Annotated in this window: 16 protein-coding genes and 1 tRNA gene; 15 read left to right on the forward strand and 2 right to left on the reverse strand. The window is 52.2% G+C overall.

Annotated elements, in window-relative coordinates; all coding sequences use genetic code 11:
- Window positions 1-48: 48 nt before the first annotated feature.
- The 4 genes from BSR28_RS07785 to BSR28_RS07800 all read left to right on the forward strand — a co-directional run bounded on the left by BSR28_RS07785 (window position 49) and on the right by BSR28_RS07800 (window position 4,392).
- Window positions 49-1,368 carry a hemolysin family protein gene (locus tag BSR28_RS07785; RefSeq protein WP_073709497.1) on the forward strand — a complete coding sequence of 440 codons (1,320 nt, stop codon included), beginning with the start codon at window positions 49-51 and terminating at the stop codon, window positions 1,366-1,368.
- Window positions 1,365-2,423, forward strand: a complete 1,059-nt coding sequence (locus BSR28_RS07790) for a hemolysin family protein (RefSeq protein WP_073709496.1) — start codon at window positions 1,365-1,367, stop codon at window positions 2,421-2,423. Before BSR28_RS07785 ends, BSR28_RS07790 begins: the two co-directional genes overlap by 4 nt.
- A 113-nt stretch (window positions 2,424-2,536) precedes the next feature.
- A complete protein-coding gene (locus BSR28_RS07795) occupies window positions 2,537-3,559 on the forward strand; it encodes a M23 family metallopeptidase (protein WP_073709495.1) in 1,023 nt (340 codons plus the stop codon).
- Window positions 3,553-4,392 (forward strand): glycerophosphodiester phosphodiesterase family protein, encoded by an 840-nt coding sequence (locus BSR28_RS07800; protein ID WP_073713859.1) that lies wholly within the window; start codon window positions 3,553-3,555, stop codon window positions 4,390-4,392. The genes BSR28_RS07795 and BSR28_RS07800 overlap by 7 nt, the downstream gene beginning before the upstream one ends.
- Window positions 4,393-4,544: 152 nt before the next feature.
- On the opposite strand, the gene BSR28_RS07805 is transcribed toward BSR28_RS07800, so the two are convergent.
- A tRNA-Arg gene (locus BSR28_RS07805) sits at window positions 4,545-4,617 on the reverse strand.
- A 93-nt stretch (window positions 4,618-4,710) separates the two neighbouring features.
- Between BSR28_RS07805 and argS the strand changes: the two genes are divergently transcribed.
- The 5 genes from argS to BSR28_RS07830 all read left to right on the forward strand — a co-directional run bounded on the left by argS (window position 4,711) and on the right by BSR28_RS07830 (window position 11,355).
- Window positions 4,711-6,390 carry an arginine--tRNA ligase gene (argS, locus tag BSR28_RS07810; protein ID WP_073713860.1) on the forward strand — a complete coding sequence of 560 codons (1,680 nt, stop codon included), beginning with the start codon at window positions 4,711-4,713 and terminating at the stop codon, window positions 6,388-6,390.
- Window positions 6,390-7,535: a hypothetical protein gene (locus BSR28_RS07815; protein ID WP_073713861.1), complete on the forward strand. Its 1,146-nt coding sequence runs from the start codon at window positions 6,390-6,392 to the stop codon at window positions 7,533-7,535. Before argS ends, BSR28_RS07815 begins: the two co-directional genes overlap by 1 nt.
- Before the next feature lie 27 nt (window positions 7,536-7,562).
- Window positions 7,563-8,534 carry a hypothetical protein gene (locus tag BSR28_RS07820; protein WP_073713862.1) on the forward strand — a complete coding sequence of 324 codons (972 nt, stop codon included), beginning with the start codon at window positions 7,563-7,565 and terminating at the stop codon, window positions 8,532-8,534.
- A 223-nt stretch (window positions 8,535-8,757) separates the two neighbouring features.
- Window positions 8,758-10,575, forward strand: coding sequence for a transcription termination factor Rho (rho, locus tag BSR28_RS07825; RefSeq protein WP_073713863.1), 1,818 nt, complete (start codon window positions 8,758-8,760; stop codon window positions 10,573-10,575).
- Window positions 10,576-10,590: 15 nt separating this feature from the next.
- Window positions 10,591-11,355, forward strand: coding sequence for a class I SAM-dependent methyltransferase (locus BSR28_RS07830; RefSeq protein WP_073713864.1), 765 nt, complete (start codon window positions 10,591-10,593; stop codon window positions 11,353-11,355).
- Here the strand turns inward: BSR28_RS07830 and BSR28_RS07835 are convergent.
- Window positions 11,352-13,295 (reverse strand): DUF6541 family protein, encoded by a 1,944-nt coding sequence (locus tag BSR28_RS07835; RefSeq protein WP_073713865.1) that lies wholly within the window; start codon window positions 13,293-13,295, stop codon window positions 11,352-11,354. The genes BSR28_RS07830 and BSR28_RS07835 overlap by 4 nt on opposite strands.
- 270 nt (window positions 13,296-13,565) lie before the next feature.
- On the opposite strand from BSR28_RS07835, the gene rpmE reads away from it, so the two are divergent.
- The 6 genes from rpmE to BSR28_RS07865 all read left to right on the forward strand — a co-directional run bounded on the left by rpmE (window position 13,566) and on the right by BSR28_RS07865 (window position 18,130).
- The gene (gene rpmE / locus BSR28_RS07840; protein WP_073709487.1) at window positions 13,566-13,778 is read left to right on the forward strand and encodes a 50S ribosomal protein L31; all 213 of its coding nucleotides are present in this window, start codon (window positions 13,566-13,568) and stop codon (window positions 13,776-13,778) included.
- 89 nt (window positions 13,779-13,867) lie between these two features.
- The gene (gene prfA / locus BSR28_RS07845) at window positions 13,868-14,953 is read left to right on the forward strand and encodes a peptide chain release factor 1 (protein ID WP_073709486.1); all 1,086 of its coding nucleotides are present in this window, start codon (window positions 13,868-13,870) and stop codon (window positions 14,951-14,953) included.
- Between the two features lie 24 nt (window positions 14,954-14,977).
- Complete coding sequence (locus tag BSR28_RS07850; RefSeq protein WP_083563225.1) at window positions 14,978-15,850, forward strand: N5-glutamine methyltransferase family protein; 873 nt, start codon at window positions 14,978-14,980, stop codon at window positions 15,848-15,850.
- 58 nt (window positions 15,851-15,908) lie between these two features.
- Window positions 15,909-16,553, forward strand: coding sequence for an L-threonylcarbamoyladenylate synthase (locus tag BSR28_RS07855; RefSeq protein WP_073709484.1), 645 nt, complete (start codon window positions 15,909-15,911; stop codon window positions 16,551-16,553).
- A gap of 44 nt (window positions 16,554-16,597) precedes the next feature.
- A complete protein-coding gene (locus tag BSR28_RS07860; RefSeq protein WP_233120637.1) occupies window positions 16,598-17,677 on the forward strand; it encodes an MraY family glycosyltransferase in 1,080 nt (359 codons plus the stop codon).
- Complete coding sequence (locus BSR28_RS07865) at window positions 17,678-18,130, forward strand: hypothetical protein (protein WP_073709482.1); 453 nt, start codon at window positions 17,678-17,680, stop codon at window positions 18,128-18,130.
- Window positions 18,131-18,176: the final 46 nt, after the last annotated feature.

Below are 18,176 nucleotides of genomic sequence, written 5' to 3' on the forward strand. Positions count from 1 at the left end.
ATCACCATTGCGTTTCTTTTAGCGCCTGCGGGAGGTGCCCTTCCACGCATGTGGCTTGAAATTTTCTACCTGTTCCTTGGCGTGATTTTGACCCTGGGGACAGCTTTATTCGTGGCCGCTGAGTTTTCTTTAGTAGCCCTCGACCCCGCTATGGTTGAGCGGCGCGTTAATGAAGGGGACGAGGGTGCTAAGGGCGTTTTACGTGCGCTTCGTTCTCTTTCAACCCAGCTTTCAGGCGCACAGGTGGGAATTACCCTGACAACAATTCTGTTGGGTTACACTACGCAGTCCGCCTTGGGTAGATTACTTACCGCCCTAGGTGTGCGTTTTGGGTTGGCGATTACGATTGCTACCACGATTGCCGTGATTATTGCGGCGATCTTAGTTAACGCCTTTTCCATGTTGGGCGGCGAACTGCTACCTAAGAACTTCGCCCTTTCTGATCCGCTTAAGACGGCTCGACGGGTAGCTGGCCCGCAAATGCTTTTTACGAGGATTTTCGCTCCGGTCATTGCGGTTCTTAACGGCACTGCTAACTGGGTCTTAAAGCGTTTTGGGATCACCCCAACGGAAGAGATTTCTTCTGCCCGTTCAGCTCCTGAACTCGCTTCTTTGGTTCGGCACTCAGCGGATGAGGGCGTGCTTGACCCCATGACCGCGACGATCTTTACGAAGTCGGTGGCCCTTGGCGATCTAACGGCTCAGGACGTGATGACGCACCGTTCTTCGATGCACTACCTGCACGTAGATCAGATGGCGGATGAAGTGATTGAACTGGCTGCTAAAACCGGTCATTCACGCTTCCCGGTGATTGGTGACGATACGGACGATATTCAAGGGATTGTGTACTTGCGTCGCGCGGTTGCAGTTCCCTATGAGAAGCGCGCTGAAGTTTCGGTAGCTTCTTCCTCTTTGATGACTGAAGCGCATCGAGTGCCGGAAACGGCATCCTTGGCCCCACTCCTTGTAGAACTACGTGAGAGTGGTTTCCAGATGGCTATTGTGGTTGATGAATATGGCGGCACTTCAGGTTTGCTGACGCTAGAGGATATTGTTGAAGAGATCGTTGGGGAAGTAGCGGATGAACACGATAAGCGCGTGGCTACCGGTACTCGACGCCTAGGGGATGAATGGATCATTCCGGGCTTGATGCGTCCAGATGAACTAGGAGAGCTTACCGGCGTAATGCTGCCAGATGATGGCCCGTATGAAACCCTCGGCGGTTTAATTATGAACGAACTGGGACGGATTCCTAAAGCCGGTGACCGCGTTGAAGTTGGGGGCGCTAAGCTTCTAGTTCGCCGTATGGACGGACGTCGCGTAGATTCGATTCGACTGACTCCAATTCCCGTGGAGGACAGTGAATGAGTACTCAAGTTGCACTGATTATCACGGTTTTATTGCTGCTGGGTAACGCCTTTTTCGTGGGCGCCGAGTTCGCGGTAATGTCCGCTCGTCGAGCTCAGATTGAGCCGCTAAAGGACGAGGGGCGGCGCGGGGCCACCTGGGCGCTTTGGGCCCTAGAGCATCTCTCAGTCATGTTGGCTACCGCGCAGTTGGGCGTGACGTTATGTTCTACCGGTCTAGGTATGGTGGCAGAGCCAGCGATTGCGCATCTAGTCCATGACCCGCTAATAAAACTGGGAATGCCGGACTATTCTGCTCACGCAGTTGGTTTCATTTTTGCTTTGCTGCTAGTGGTCTTCTTGCACGTCGTTTTTGGCGAAATGGTGCCCAAGAATATTTCGGTTTCACTACCGGAAAAGTCCATCTTGATTCTTGGCCCGGCACTGGTAGCGGTAGAACGAGTTTTTGGCCCCATCGTGCGTTTCCTAGATCGCTTCGCGAACTGGATTCTGCGACGTTGCGGAGTTGAGCCAAAATCTGAAGTTGGTGCGGCATTCACCTTGGAAGAAGTTGCCTCTATCGTTGAGATTTCCCGGGCAGAAGGCGTTCTGGAAGATGAGGTTGGTTTGCTTTCAGGGACGATCGAGTTTTCTTCGGAAACTGCCGGGGAAGCAATGGTACCGCTTGCTGAATTGGTGACCGTCCCGGAGACCGTGACCCCGGAAGAGATTGATCGAGCGGTGGCACGGACCGGTTTCTCTCGCTTCCTGATTGAGGACGAGGACGATTCCTCCCTCGTAGGTTACCTTCACGTTAAGGACGTGCTTTACGCTTCCTTAGCTGAGGGGAAAGAACTACGCACCCAGCCGGTACCCGCGTGGCGGATGCGCTCATTGGCTACGGTCTCTAAAGATATCGAAGTTGATGATGCGCTTTCGATTATGCAAAAGAGTGCCACTCACGTCGCCGTCGTGATGGACGGAACGGAACAAATTGGGGTGCTCTTCCTCGAAGATATTATTGAGGAACTGGTGGGTGACGTCCGCGATACGATGCAACGTGAGGAGCGTAGCTAAGTTACGTGAGGAACGTATCTAGACAAGAGTTATCGATTTTTTATAAATTGGTGGTCTTTGAACTCGCTAAGGTATATGATTAGCCTGATTAACGTATTTTGCAGGAGTAATTAGTGTCAACTTACGGATCTGAGAATAACTCAGCCATTCCTTCTCGACGTGCCTACCGACAGGCACAGCAAGCGCAGGATCATACCCAAAAGCGTCAGTTTGGTGGCCCGTCGGAGCGCTCTGAACTCTCCACCAGCACCACCGAATTCCCCACTCGTAGTCGCGCAGCCCGTCGACAGAGTGGTGAAGTTTTGGGTACCCCCGTGCACGCTACGGAAAATCGTGAGCTTCCGGCAGAGTCTTCTTGGACTCGTTCTATTCGAGGAAGCCTACTAGTTGCCCTAGCCGCCGCCACGGTGATTGTTCCCGTTTCCGGAATGGTGACCCCCGGTGGTTCACAGGCTAATGCTGCTCCCGTATCTACCCCGGCCTGGGCCGATACCATTGAGTCTAAGATCGATGCCGCGGAAGCTACCGCACTCCGTTCCAAGCCGGCCGCTGCCGCCCGCGCCGCGGTCCGTGAACAACTGCAAGATAACGAACGCTGCCTGAAGGTTGCGGCCTCTGCCAACGGTACTCGCACGGCACTGGTTAAGCCTGATGCCACTGAGGCGAAGGATGACTTCCTCTTCTGGCCGTTAAGCCGCGGCACCTACCGAATTGCTTCGGGTTACGGGATGCGCGTTAACCCGGTTCTGGGTATCTACCGACTACATGCTGGCGTGGACATGGCCGGCGCTGCTGGCACGCCGATTCACTCGGTTGCCGACGGCGTGGTCAAGCGAGTCTCTTGGGATTCAGGCCTAGGATACTCTGCTGAGATCTACCACCCGTCCCGCAATATCACCACGGTCTACGGTCACATGATTAGCGGCTCTTCCAATCTACGAGTAGGTCAGGAAGTATCCGCCGGCGACCAAGTTGGTCTGTTAGGATCGACCGGTAACTCCACCGGCCCGCACCTACACTTCGAAGTACACCGTGGTAACGATGCCGATAACCATTCGGCCACTGAGCCCATGTCTTGGATGAAGTCTAGTAAGGCCATTTTCCTTGACGAACGTGAGGCCATGAAGCAGTGCTAGAGTCGCCTGCTGCCAAACCCGTACTTCCCGCTAACTGGGCCACCTCATCTGACCCATTGGTGTTCGCTCATCGTGGCGGACCGGGAGAGAATAAGGTCGAAAACTCCCTAACTGCTTTTAAAGCCGCACTGGCAAAGCCCATCAGTGCCATTGAAACCGATATCCGCGTAACCAGCGACGGAGTTCCAGTAGTTTTACACGATCCTTCTTTTATTAGGGTCAGTGACGAAATTCGTCCTCTTATCACCATGTCATGGAAAGACGCCAAAGCCATAACTTTAAAAGATGGCTCTCATCCAATGCGGCTTGATGAGGTATTAGAAGAGTTTCCCGATATGGTTTTCAATCTTGATGCCAAGTCGCCGCAGGCAGTCGAGCCGCTAATTAACACGATTCTTGCGGCTAAGGCCGAAAAGCGAGTTTGTCTGGCTACCTTTAGTCATCGCCGAATGCAGCAAATGCGTAAGCTAACCGGGGGAGAGGTAGCAACCTCGCTTTCCGCACCCGAGGTGGTAAAACTATTGGCTTGGTCCTATGCCACCAAACATCCCTTAGGGATCGATCCGCTTAAGTTGCGTCAGAAGGTTTTAGGGAAGTCTACCGTGGCCGCCGTGGCCGCCCAGGTGCCTGATGTCTTCCACGGGATCTTCCCCGTTACGACTTCGCGAGTGGCAAAGAATGCCGAGGCTTTAGGCTTGTCGATGCAGGTGTGGACGGTCAACTCCTCCGAGCAACTTGAAAAAGTCGGTAAGGCGATTCGCAATCATAGTGGTGATGGAGTGATTTCCGACTTCCCCCGACGCGCCTATCACTACCTAACTCAACAGCAATAGGATTCGCTGACCAATATGGATCCCTGCCTAAGGTTTCGTGATGGTTCTGAACCGTTTTGGCTATCCTGGAGAAGCTAGGTTAAACGTTGAAAAAGTAAGTGCCGATAACTGAATGCGGATGAGTGTAAATAGCTGATTGGGGGTACTAAAAGTGCCCCGAACAGGATTCGAACCTGCGACCTTTCGCTCCGGAGGCGAACGCTCTATCCACTGAGCTATCGGGGCAACCTGCACAGTATATCACCAGATTTTAAACGTGGTCTAATCGATTATCGCTAAAACATGCACGATGTTTACCTAAACGGTTAATCTTGGTTCATGACGCCTTTTGAATTATCTGAAGTAATTTTTCATATCCTAGAAGAGCTCACAGAGCTTGATGAAGTTAACCTAAGCATTGAGGACCTGCCGCAGCCGGTGAAGGTTGAACGTCCGCGCGTTCGCGAGCACGGTGACTGGGCGACCAACGTTGCTCTACAGCTGGGAAAGAAAGCGGGTCTGAATCCGCGTGCTTTCGCGGAGCTTATTACTGAAAAATTAGCTCAGCAGGAAGGTATTGACTCGACCGAGGTCGCTGGGCCGGGATTCATTAATATCCGCCTTTCCGCCGCCTCGGCAGGCGAGTTAGCCCGCACCATTCTGGCTGCCGGAAGCGAATACGGCACCTCCAAGACCATGGCCGGGGAAAAGATTAACCTCGAGTATGTTTCGGCTAACCCAACCGGTCCAGTCCATTTGGGGCATGCTCGTTGGGCTGCGGTTGGAGACTCCCTAGCGCGAATCCTGACCTCTCAGGGGGCAGAGGTAACCCGTGAATACTATTTCAATGATCACGGGGCTCAGATCGACCGTTTCGCTAAGTCTTTGCTGGCTCGCGCGCGTGGCCTAGAGGTCCCTGAGGACGGCTACGGCGGTCAGTACATTGACGATATCGCCCAAGAGGTCATCTCTATTGAGACCGCCGCTGGACGTCCCAACCCCTCCGAGCTAGAAGACGAAAAGGCGCTCGAAGTATTCCGGTCCGTGGGCGTGCAGCTAATGTTTGACGAGATCAAGTCTGAACTGCATGACTTTAAAGTCGAATTCGATGTTTACTTCCACGAAGACACTCTGCACAAATCAGGTGATGTTGACCGGGCCATCGAACGACTCCGCGAACGTGGCATGGTCTACGACAAAGACGGCGCTATTTGGCTTAAGTCCAGCGAACTTGGCGATGACAAAGACCGCGTGATTATTAAGTCCGACGGTCAAGCCGCATACTTCAGTGGCGACATCGCCTACTACCTAAACAAGCGCGAACGCGGCGCAGATGCCGCAATCTACCTTCTCGGTGCTGACCACCACGGTTACATTGGTCGCATGTACGCCATGTGTGCCGCCTTCGGTGATGAGCCGGGCAAGAACCTGCAGATCATCATTGGCCAGCTGGTAAACCTACAAAAGAACGGCAAGCCGCTACGCATGTCAAAGCGTGCCGGCACGATCGTCACCCTAGAAGACCTAGTGGATGCAGTAGGGGTTGACGCAGCTCGCTACGCCCTAGCTCGTTCTTCAATGGATTCAATGATCGACATTGATCTAGATCTACTAGCATCAGCCTCAAATGAGAACCCGGTTTACTACGTGCAGTATGCGCACGCTCGCACATGTTCCGTAGCGCGCAATGCAGCGGAAGCGGGAATCACCCTCGAGAGCGAATTCGACCCCGCGCAGCTTGACTCGGCAGCTGATACCGAACTCCTAGGGACGCTAGCGCAGTTCCCCGAAATCGTCGCCCAGGCCGCCACGCTACGTGAACAGCACCGCGTTGCTCGCTACCTAGAATCCCTAGCTGCCGCCTACCACGCTTGGTACGGAAACTCCCGGGTTACTCCGCGTGCCGGCGAAAGCGTAGAACCGGTGCACGCCGCACGACTATACCTAAACCAGGCAGTAGCCCAGGTACTCTCCAATGGTTTGAATCTGCTGGGTGTTAGCGCACCCGAACGCATGTAATGACCACGGCGTTCATTCCACTGAGCGCTGACCCTAGCGCCACAACCCACGCTAACACCCCAGAACCCGGGGAAACCCCGGAGTTTTGGCCTTGGAATCTGACTAGGGATAGTGATCGTGAGCTAAAACTTGACGGCCTATCCCTAGCGGAGATCCAATCACAGTTCGGTGACCAAGCAGTAATCCTTGATGAGGTAGATCTAATCTCAAGACTATTCGTCTGGCGCTCTGCACTCAGTGAAGCCTGCTGGGATGGCTATGGCATGTCCGGGGCAACAGTTTTCTACGACGTAAGTGCCGGTCTCTCCGCTGAGCTAGCAAAACAAATAGTAGGAAGCGGAATCCACCTGCGGGCTAATAGCCTTCAGCAACTACGCGAACTTGCGCAGTGGGGGATCAACGGAGAATCGATCCTCCTAGTGCTCTCCTCGGCAGCGGAATCCGCAAGCGCAAACCTGCTTAAGGAACTTAGCGACCTACTAGACTCTCACTCGCTTTCGGGATTGGATCTAGTAATAGCTAGCGAGAATCTGGCCCAAGAACTACCCGAAGTGCTGCTGGCAGAACCTGAGGGAGCTTTTAGAAGCTCAATCAATAACCTCCTAATTGATATTCAACAAGTTTCTGCTACGACGATTCAGTCGCTAGCCGCTCATTCCAAAGCCCAGATCAACGGAGTGGCAAGTTCTGAACATCAGTCGCTTAGCGATGTAAGCACGCTCCCTGATGGGATCTTGAGCCTACTAAGAGGCTTGAAACAGGTACGGGAAGCCGGAGCGACCTCGGATTTTGTAATCCTAACCGGATACGAATCCAAAGCGCGCCTCACGGGAAGCGATCCACAACCGCTAAGTGCCAATGAAATCAGCCTAAAACTGGCTGAGACCGTCCGGATTATCTGTCAACAACTCGACCTAACGATACCTAGCATCTATAACGCAGTATCCACCCAAGTACTGGCACAAAGTACCATGGGTATCGCAAAGGTCAATAATGAATCGGCAGGTGTCCTAGTGCCTGCTCGTCTAGCGCAAAAAACTGATCCTGCTGGTCAACCATATTCGCAACCCGCCCAAGTCGTGGGGATAAACCGACAAACTATCCGCGTACACTCATGGATAAGTGGAGAACAATCTCAAAACTGATTCACTGAGGAAAAGAGGGTCCGGAAAATGTCGCTACGCTTTGCACACGATTTTGCGTCCTTTAATCTGCCTACGGTAATCCCTGGATTCGGATCCTTAGGGGCACTCCCAGAACCAGCCACCCAACTGGCAATAGCTTTGGACTTTCGGGATACTATTCGCGCTCAAGCTGTTTTGGGAGATAGCGAAGTCCGGCTCAAAGACACGCTAGGAAACCACGAAGATCTAGGCACTGAGCATCCCGTATTGCGCTACCTTCGCCTGCTCCTAGAAGCGCAGGGAGGGCCAGAAGTTGGTTTCAAAATCACCTTCCGAGCACCCCTCGCCATGTCTATCACCGGGGCCGTTGAAACTAACTCAGCAGCGGTGGCAATTGGTATCCTGCGCGCTCTGACCTCACCTTCGGAACTATTCTCTAACGAGTTTTGTGAGCAAGCATTATCGTCCCAAGTGCCATCCATGCCGGCCGTATTTGCCGCCCTTGAGGGTGGTATCTGGTTAAGCGTTACAGAACTAGGGGATAAACAGCTACTTGGATCATCGGAAGTAACTGACTCCAAATCTGGCGTCACCAAGCTTGAGACCAATCGACAGTTCGGGGTAACCATCTTCCACCCTGAGTTTGTTTTACCCGCGTCGCAAATGCATATGCTACTAGCGCATCAGAACTATTCGATTAGTGCTTTAGCTGATCTGCAACGGCGCAGTGCGCTGGCTAGCGCCTTTCTAAAGACCGAACAGGACCTTCCGGCTTCACTCTGGGCTGCCGAACATGCGGAAATTATTGCTCTAATAGATCAAATTTCTCCTGGAGCTGCCGCGATGCTGACTTGGCTAAAAGAGCAGGGATACGCACCCAGCCTAGCTGGTTTTACTCAGAATATTGTCGTTCCTGGACGAGTTGGGGGAGACACCATAGCAGCAGCGGAAGCAGCCGGATGGCAGACTCGTTACTGTAGCCTCTCTGGGCAAGGGCTTAAGCTAATCAGTGTTAAGTAGCTAATATTCTTAAGCTCATGTGGATATCTGACCACAATTTGGGATGACAGAAAGACAAAATACTGGTAGATTTTGCTTTACAGTCTTCGGACGTATCAAAGTCGACCTGAATCCGCTGAATTTCTGTGATTGAAGACTTCTTCATTTACAACGCAATTCCCTTCAGGATCTGGCATTCAAATTGACCCCATAAATTGGGGATCCCTAAACACTAAGGAATCTAGTGAAAGACTCAGAACAGACTCTAAAGAGTGGCCCTCTGTCAACTCTTCGCCTGGCTGATCTTCAGGCATTGGCCCAAGAAATGGGACTTGACGTTCCCCCCAAAACCCGCCGACAAGATCTAATCAAACTCGTACGTGAAGCACGCAACGCAACCAATGGCGGTCGCGAGGCAGCAAAACCAGCTCCAGAAGCTGAAAAAGAAACAGCTCAGGCAAAACAGAACAATGACGGAAAACGATCGAACAACCGTCGAAAGTCAGAAAAGGCTGAGGTAGAAACCTCCGCTAAGGACACTGAACTAACAGCTTCAGAGGATAAGACTGATGCGCAGCCGGCAGAAAAAGCTGAAGCCAAGCACAGCAACGATCGCGAAAAGCCCGTTCGTGGCCGTGGTCGTCGTCGAGCAACCGCGCCCGCCGGTGAACCGCTAGATGTCAAAGCCGCACTGCTTGATGAACTAGGTGAAGCTCCGAAGGAACGCGAAGCTGAGCGCCCCCAGGCAGAAAAGAAAGCCAAGGTCGAAGACCTAGAAGAAATCGCCCTTCCGGAAAAGAATAACAACCGGGACGACGAAGATGATCGTGGTGGTCGTCGTCGCCGTGGACGTAACCAGAAGAACAACCGTCGCAATAACCGAAATCGTGACGAGGAAACCCCTAACTCCAATAATGACGCCAACGCTGAGGACCTAGTCCCCATTGCCGGTATCTTGGATGTTCAGGACAATCACGCCTTCGTACGCACCTCCGGCTACCTACCCGGACCCAATGATGTCTACGTAACCCTAGGTATGGTACGCCGCCACGGACTACGTCCTGGCGATGCCATCCAAGGTGCCGTTCGCGCACCTATCGAGGGAGAGCGTCCTCGTCAGAAATACAATGCCCTAGTTCGACTAGATACCATCAACGGCATGACCATCGAACAGGCCGCTGAACGAGTTGAATTCAATAAACTAGTTCCGCTCTACCCGCAGGAGCAGCTGCGCCTAGAAACCACCGCTAAGGCTATTACTCCTCGCGTAATCGATCTAATCGCTCCCATCGGTAAGGGCCAGCGTGGTTTGATTGTTTCACCGCCCAAGGCCGGTAAGACCATCATCATGCAGCAGATCGCCAACGCGATCGCTGTTAACAACCCGGAAGTCCACCTCATGGTGGTCCTAGTTGACGAACGCCCCGAAGAAGTCACTGACATGCAGCGCACCGTCCGCGGTGAAGTCATTGCCTCGACCTTCGATCGTCCGGCTTCCGACCACACCCTAGTGGCAGAACTAGCCATCGAACGCGCCAAGCGCCTAGTGGAACTAGGCCAAGACGTGGTCGTCCTGCTGGACTCCATCACTCGTCTAGGACGCGCCTACAACCTAGCCGCTCCGGCTTCTGGGCGTATCCTCTCTGGTGGTGTCGATGCCTCTGCACTCTACCCGCCCAAGAAGTTCTTCGGTGCTGCTCGTAACATCGAGGGCGGCGGTTCGCTAACCATCCTAGCTACCGCACTAATCGAAACCGGTTCCAAGATGGACGAAGTCATCTTCGAAGAATTCAAGGGCACCGGCAACATGGAACTACGCCTCTCGCGCCAGCTTGCCGACCGTCGCATCTTCCCGGCCGTGGACATCAACGCTTCGGGTACCCGCCGCGAAGAAGCCCTCTTCAACCAGCAAGAACTACAGATTCTCTGGAAGCTACGTCGCGTCTTGGGCGCATTGGACACCCAAGAAGCTGCCGAGTTGGTATTGTCAAGGCTCAAGGAATCCAGCTCCAACGCTGAATTCCTCATGATGATTGCAAAGAATACTCCTGTAGCTGACTGACGCGGAAGCTTCAGTTTGAACACGAACCCATACGAACAGCCTGCACCAGAATACGAACCAACTAGACCGGCCTACCCGCCCAAGCTGGTTCAAGAACTGGTGCAGGCTGCCTCGTATCTAAAAGCCGATTCCGATAAACCCACCCGAATCCTTGAGTTGGGGGCAGGTACCGGCAAGATGACCCGACAACTGCTGGAACTCGGATGCGAAGTAGTGGCGGTAGAGCCCTCTCCATCAATGTGCGCAACCTTTAATAGTAACTTTGGGGAGTCCGACCAGGTCACCCTGATTCAAACAACGGCAGAACAACTAGGTGACAGTGAACTAGAAGGTGAAAGCTTCGACGCGGCCGTATTCGCCCAATCCTGGCACTGGGTAGACCCCGAAGTAACCAGCAGCATGCTGGTGCGGCTATTGAAACCAGAGGCAAGGGTTTGGATCCTCTTCAATCAGTTAGACGTTTCCATCCCGTGGGTGTATCGACTCAGCCGAATCATGCGATCTGGGGACGTACATCGCGTCTCCCAAGTACCCCAGTTAAGCGAATACTTCTCTGAGCCAGAACTGCAGCTATCCTACTGGACGCAACGCTGTTCAACCCAAGAAGTCCTTGCGCTGGGTCGTACCCGTTCCGCATATCTCAAAGGTAGCTCGGAGTACCAAAGAAAAATGCAGGAAAATCTGCTTTGGTACCTTAGCGAACATCTCGAACTAGGGGAGGGACCCATACTGCTTCCCTATACGACCCTAGCGTGGAGCGCGACTAAGACAGAGAGCTAGTTTGAACAAGGTAGGCGGTAAATGGTTACCGTCCCAGAGGAAGCCACTTGTTCTAGGTGATCGCGTGCTTCCCCAAGATTTACAAGAGCCTCATAGCTCTTCGTATCGCCGATATTTCCCGAACGGTAAAGCTCAGTATCAAAGTAGAAATACTTCCAACCAAGTTTATTAGCCATTTGGCACACTTCCGGATTCGAGAAGACCTGATCAATACTAGTTAAAGCTTTACGCTCTTCCTTAGTGGCATTCATCGAGGTATAGCGAGGGAACGCCGGCTCGCCAGTAACTGCATAGTACAGCGGAGCGCCGGTCGCAGGATGACCAAGCATCCCACCCGGGTGATCCTTAGCAAAACTACGCATGAGGGTAACCTCAGGTTCCGTGAGCAGATCATGGCCGGGCACCCGAGCAGCGGCATTCAAAATCTCAAAACGTTCAGTAGAGCGCGCAAAACCACCAGGTAGCACGGTCGCCAGAATGAGCGCGGCAGGAATACCAATGCTGACTACTCGCTTAGCATTAACGTTGGGGACTAGTAGTTCCAACTTCTCGGCCCAGTTGCTCCAACCCGCAGTAATAATGAGCGGCATTGTTAATGAAAGAAGACAGGCAACACGGGTCCGGTCATTATAGAGCGGATGGATTAGCACGTACCAGGGAACGCTAATGTAGACCGCGGCTACGTAGAGCCCTAATGCGTTCAGTTCGACCAGAAGCCACCAGCGACGTCCCTTGAACAGGGCTAGACCGATTAGTGCCATAATCACCATAATCAGAAGCGACCAGGAGCCGATCTTTTCGGTGCTTGGATACCAACGGGACATTTCCCCACCCGATAGGCCTTCGAGCAGGGCATCGGAGAACTCAGAAAGCTTCCCGTACTTAATAGCACCAACGTGACCTAAACCGTAGAAAAGTAAACCGAAAGTAGTTAGGAGCTGTAGCGCAAGGCTAACCAGGGCTAGATTCCGTTTAGCTGAATCTTTTCGGTTAACTAGGACTAAATAGAGTCCTGCCGGAATAGTAATTGCTCCCAGCAGATACAGAGCTCCAGCGTGGCCGTTGAAGCCTGCTAGAACTGCGGCAAGGAAGATAATGATGGCCTGTAGGTAAGCCCCGAACCTTTGCTGTTCAGAGATATGAAGCCAAAGTGCCCAAATAACAATCAAAAGCCAAGGGGTTAGGGAGAAACCAAAACCGTAAGCCCAGCGGCCACCGGTGGCAAAGACCTTAGCGTTAAAGGCCATAAAATCAAGTGAGAGGAAGCCGGTAAGGGGAGCGGCCCAAAGGTGCTTCTGGAAGATAAGGGAGGCTAAAAGTGCCATTCCCAAACCAAACATCCCAACGCAAATAATTGCTACCGCATTCAGTGCGGGCATGGGATTGTCTTGGTAGGCGAAGAAGGCCGTTAAGTGCAATGCATTTGGATACATGGCACCCGCTTGGATCGGAGTGCCTCCAGCAAAAGAAGTAACAAAGAATGGGGAAATGGCATTGTGCTGATCCATAAAGCGCAAAAGGCCATTATGGAATTGCAGATCCCAAAGAGTGGGGGATAGATCGACATCTCCCAGAGCACGTTGGAAGGTCCACATGCCCGCGGTGCCCGCAAGGATACCGCTTAGCCAAGCAATAAAACTGTGAAGCCAATCCCGGTCAGCACCCTGTTCATGTTCCGGCAGTTGAATGATCGGCAAAGTTAAGACCCGACTTAACCAATAACCGAATCCACAAAGAAGGGCCACGAAGAAGAAAAATTCTATCCGCGGATAGGGAAGTGGGATAAAGGTATTTAGTACCGCGTAAAGAGACATCAAACCCACGCTTAGTGCCGGGCTAAGCAGCAAAACGAGGTTGCCACGCACTCGGATTGAAGCCGCCAAGGCTAAACCCGGGACCCACAGGAAAAACAGGACTCTAAGCAATAAATAAATACTCATCAGACCATAGTCTATTGGTTTTTAGTAAACATTGGAACAGTAAAGTTAAAGAAGAATCAGCGCAAAGTAACAAAACAATGGTGAACAATCGGTATTAGCTGGTTTTACGAAGTAGCTGACGCAAGTGTGTAAATGCTCGCTTTCTGTATTTTCACTTCTGTTCATCTAGCGAAATCCCGATTACTTGGGGCATAATAGAGGACTGTTCCCGGTTCACCGCTCCGGATCTGGAGTGGACCCGGTATCCTCGAATCCCTTAAGGAGTTAGTTTTGAAGAAGGATATCCATCCCGAGTACGTCGAAACTCACGTTACCTGCACCTGTGGTAACGAATTCGATACCCGTTCTACCCTGACCTCCGGTCAGATGCGCGTAGACGTTTGCTCAGCTTGCCACCCGTTCTACACCGGTAAGCAGAAGATCATGGACACCGGTGGTCGTGTCGCACGCTTCGAAGCTCGCTACGGCAAGCGCAAGAAGTAGTCTTTTAAACCGAAAGCGCCGAAGGGGAAACCCTCGGCGCTTTCGGCTACCTAAAACTTAAAACTAATAATCTTTATTAAAGGATCTCCATGACTGACCAACTAGCCGCTTTAACCCCACTGCTCGAAGAATATGCAGAGGTCGAAAAACAGCTCGCTGACCCCAGCGTCCACGAAGACCAGGGGAAAGCACGCAAGTTGGGACGTCGCTACGCCGAACTAGGTCGAATCGTACAAGCCGCAAACGCTTTCAAGCGGGCTGAAGGAGACCTAGCTGCCGCTCAAGAACTAGGCGATGATGATCCTGAAATCGCACAAGAAATTGAAGGGCTTGAAGCTGAAAAATCCCAAGCCCTAAATAACCTCTTAAAAGTGCTAGCCCCAGCCGACCCAGACGATGCTCGTGACGTCATCATGGAAATCAAAGCCGGGGAAGGCGGTGACGAATCGGCCCTCTTTGCCGGCGATCTGTTGCGCATGTACACCCGTTATGCCGAAACCAAGGGTTGGAGTGTCCAGGTACTCTCCCTAACCGAATCTGACCTAGGTGGTATCAAAGACGCGCAGGTATCCTTTAAAGCTAAAGGAAACCCGGCACCAGAAGAAGGTGTGTGGGCCCAGCTGAAGTTCGAAGGTGGCGTCCACCGAGTACAGCGCGTGCCCGTGACCGAATCACAGGGCCGAATCCACACATCCGCCGCGGGCGTCCTCGTCATGCCAGAAGTCGAATCTGATGACGAGGTCGTAATCGATCCAAACGACCTGAAAATCGACGTTTTCCGTTCCTCGGGTCCCGGAGGCCAATCCGTTAACACGACCGACTCGGCTGTCCGTATTACCCACCTGCCCTCTGGCATCGTCGTTTCGATGCAGGACGAAAAATCTCAGCTTCAAAACAAAGAAGCCGCTATGCGCGTCCTACAGTCTCGGCTCCTAGCAGAGGCCAAGGCCAAACGTGAAGCAGAAGCGGCCGATATGCGACACTCCCAGGTGCGCACGGTAGACCGTTCGGAACGTATCCGGACCTACAACTTCCCCGAAAATCGGATCTCGGATCACCGTACCGGCTACAAATCCTACAACCTAGACCAGGTTCTAGACGGAGCCCTAGGCCCCGTAATCGCCTCCGCAATCGAAATGGACGAGGCGCAGCGACTCGCAAACGCCGCCAACTAAACCAATAGCCAAACGAGCAGCAGCGTGCCAAAAGCAACCTCGGTCATAATCAAGAGCGTTAGAGACCAGCTAGCTGAAGCTGGAATCACCTCTTACGCGCGCGAGGCCGAACTGATTTTCCGGCATTTTTCAGGTTACCCACACCAATACGCCGCCCCCTCGCAACTAGATGACCAAGCAGTAGCTAGAATCTTGGCGGCCAGTCAAAAAAGAAGTGACGGAGTACCGCTCCAAGCTATCTTCGGGGAAATGTATTTCCGCTATCTAACCTTGGAATACAAACCCGGGGTCTTCATCGTAAGGCCGGAAACCGAAATGCTTGTTGATCTAGCCAAGCAGGCGATTCATCAGAAACTTGCGCAGGGATCCGGTCCGATACGCGTCCTCGAACTATGCCTAGGCTCAGGTGCAATCACAGCGGCCTTAGCCTCTGAACTAGCTGCTGAAGAACCAGAAGCCAAAATCAGCTACGTGGGGGTCGAAATCGATTCGGCAGCCTACCAAGTGGCGGCGATCAACCTACGACGCTTTGCTCCTAGCGCCCGAATCCTAAAAGCTGATGCTCTTCAACTGGCCGGGATAGTGGCAGAGCATTCATTCGATCTAGTCGTTTGCAATCCACCATATATACCTGAGCAACGGCAGCTACCCGCTGAAGTTATTAACTATGATCCAGCAAGAGCTCTTTTTGGAGGCTCGGATGATGGATTAAAGATTCCGCAAGGGATCCTGGCATCCGCGAGTTACGCTTTGAATGATCGAGGCGTTTTGATCATGGAGCATGACGATACCCAGGGCGTTGCTCTGGTTAACAGTGCGAAAGAGCAAGGATATCAAGAAGCACAAACAATTCGGGACCTAAACGCTAGAGACCGCTTCCTGGTAGCTAAAATCTAGTTCGGCCACACCAAGACTCTAAGCGGACAGAAAATGCTGCCTGTGCGAAAATAAGCTTGTGAATACCAAAAACCGGATGACAATGCCTCTGGCAGCTGATGCGATGCAAGAGCTAAAAAAGGCCGTAGCTGAATATCAGCTAATCGTCGTCCCTACCGATACCGTCTACGGGATCGGCGTTAAACCGACCGATCCTGACGCGATCACAAAACTATTAGCTGCCAAGGGCCGAGACCGACAGATGCCGCCCCCAGTCGTGGGAGCTTCACTTACTGACCTGCAGGCTTTCTGTGCTCCGGTGAAATATGACCTAGAGGCACTAGCCGAAACCTTCTGGCCCGGAGCGCTGACCCTGATTCTACCCACCGCAGAAGGATTCACCTTAGATCTCTCGACTAATAATCGAACCATCGCGATTAGAGTCCCCGGGCATGAGGGGCTCTTGTCTGTTCTACAACAGACCGGTCCGCTGGCTTTAACCAGTGCCAATCTCACCGGGAAGCCCCCAGCCACGACCTGTGCCCAAGCGATAGAGTATTTCGGTTCAAAAGTTAGCTTTTACCTAGAAGACGACACCGAAGGTAGTGGCACCGCTTCAACGATTTTGGATTTGACCCAAGATACTCCAACTATCCTGCGTGCAGGTGGGGTAGGCGCGTCAGAATTATCCGATTGCCTTGGAACTCAGGTAGCAGGTAGATAAAGCAGGCTTATATGAAGGTTTATGTTTTAATCCTGCTTATCGCAATGGCATTTACAGCTCTGATCACGCCGGTCATCAGGCAGTTGACACTGGCTACTAATATTTTTACTCCGGTGCGTGACCGCGACGTCCACGATCATCCGATCCCGCGGCTAGGTGGGGTAGCGATGATGTTCGGTTTTGTCGGAGCGATGGTAATGGCCTCCCGAATGCCGTTCTTGGATGATATTTTCCTATCCTCCCAAGGGTGGACTGTGGTGTGGGCAGCCGTGGCGATTTGTTTTTTGGGAATGATCGATGATGTTTGGGATTTGGACTGGTATACCAAACTTGCCGGACAGATACTAATTGCCGGAGCCATGTCATGGCAGGGAATCCAAATGATTTCATTCCCCGTCTTTGGGGTCACGATCGGTTCTTCACGACTATCTGCTTTCGTCACCATTTTGCTGGTAGTTGCAGCGATTAATGCAGTTAACTTTGTGGACGGCCTTGACGGTCTAGCAGCTGGGATGCTGGCAATTGGCTCACTAGCTTTCTTTGCCTACTGCTATTTCTTAACCAGAGTCATGCAGTCAGTCTCATATGCCTCGTTAGCCTCGCTCCTATGCATCGCCCTCGTGGGGATTTGTGCCGGATTCTTACTACACAATTTCAATCCGGCGACGATCTTTATGGGAGATTCGGGAGCGATGCTGCTAGGACTAGTGGTCGCCTCGGCAGCCGTTATTGTTTCGGGGCAAATCGACCCAGTTCGCTTAAATGCCACGCGTCAAGTTTCTGTGCTGCTGCCCTTATTCTTGCCCTTCGCGGTGATTTTTATTCCCCTGCTGGACATGACCATGGCAGTTATTCGAAGGGTCTCAAAGGGTAAGAGCCCGTTTCATCCCGATCAACTGCACCTGCATCATCGTCTACTTCGCCTAGGGCACTCCCATAAACGTTCAGTCTTAGTGATGTACCTATGGTCAGCCGTAGTGGCTTTCTCAATGGCCTCTCTAGTGATCTTGAACTGGGGACAGATGCTAGTGTTCGCGGTACCACTAGTCATCCTCGCGTTAATCATCACTGCGGGAGTACCTAGATATCGGAGACGCAAGCAAACAGCTGGGAGAGGAAAATAAATGTCGCTTGATTTGGTAGCACAAAACTCTGGACTATTTCGGGCTCTTCGTAAAGTTGTTTTTCCGCTGGTATTGCTAGTTTCAATCCTCGTCGGTGCAACTATCGTGTATCTCAAGGGTAGTAGTGCACTGCTAGCGGTTAGTATCGGTGTGGCGGTAAATCTACTTCTATTCCTACTGCTGTATCTCCAAATGTATTGGATCGTAAAAATCCCTAGTAATTTTGCCCCCGTACTGTTGGGGACTTTACTGGCAAAAATGTTGCTAGTACTGATTTTAGGTGCGATAACTATCAAACTTCCCAGCCTAGGACTAAAGCCGGCGCTGATCATCGTGATCGTAGGGATTATTTTGGTCTTGGGAGCACAGTTAATGATCTTAAAGAAGCTTAATCTACAGGGAATCGCTTCTCATTTTAGTAATCCAGATAACCCTACTCCGGATAAAGAATGACCTTTTTAAATTCGCTGTGTAGAATATTGTCGGTAAGGATTTTTAA

It is taken from the genome of Boudabousia liubingyangii, from assembly GCF_001907245.1.
Classification (GTDB): Bacteria; Actinomycetota; Actinomycetes; order Actinomycetales; family Actinomycetaceae; genus Boudabousia; species Boudabousia liubingyangii.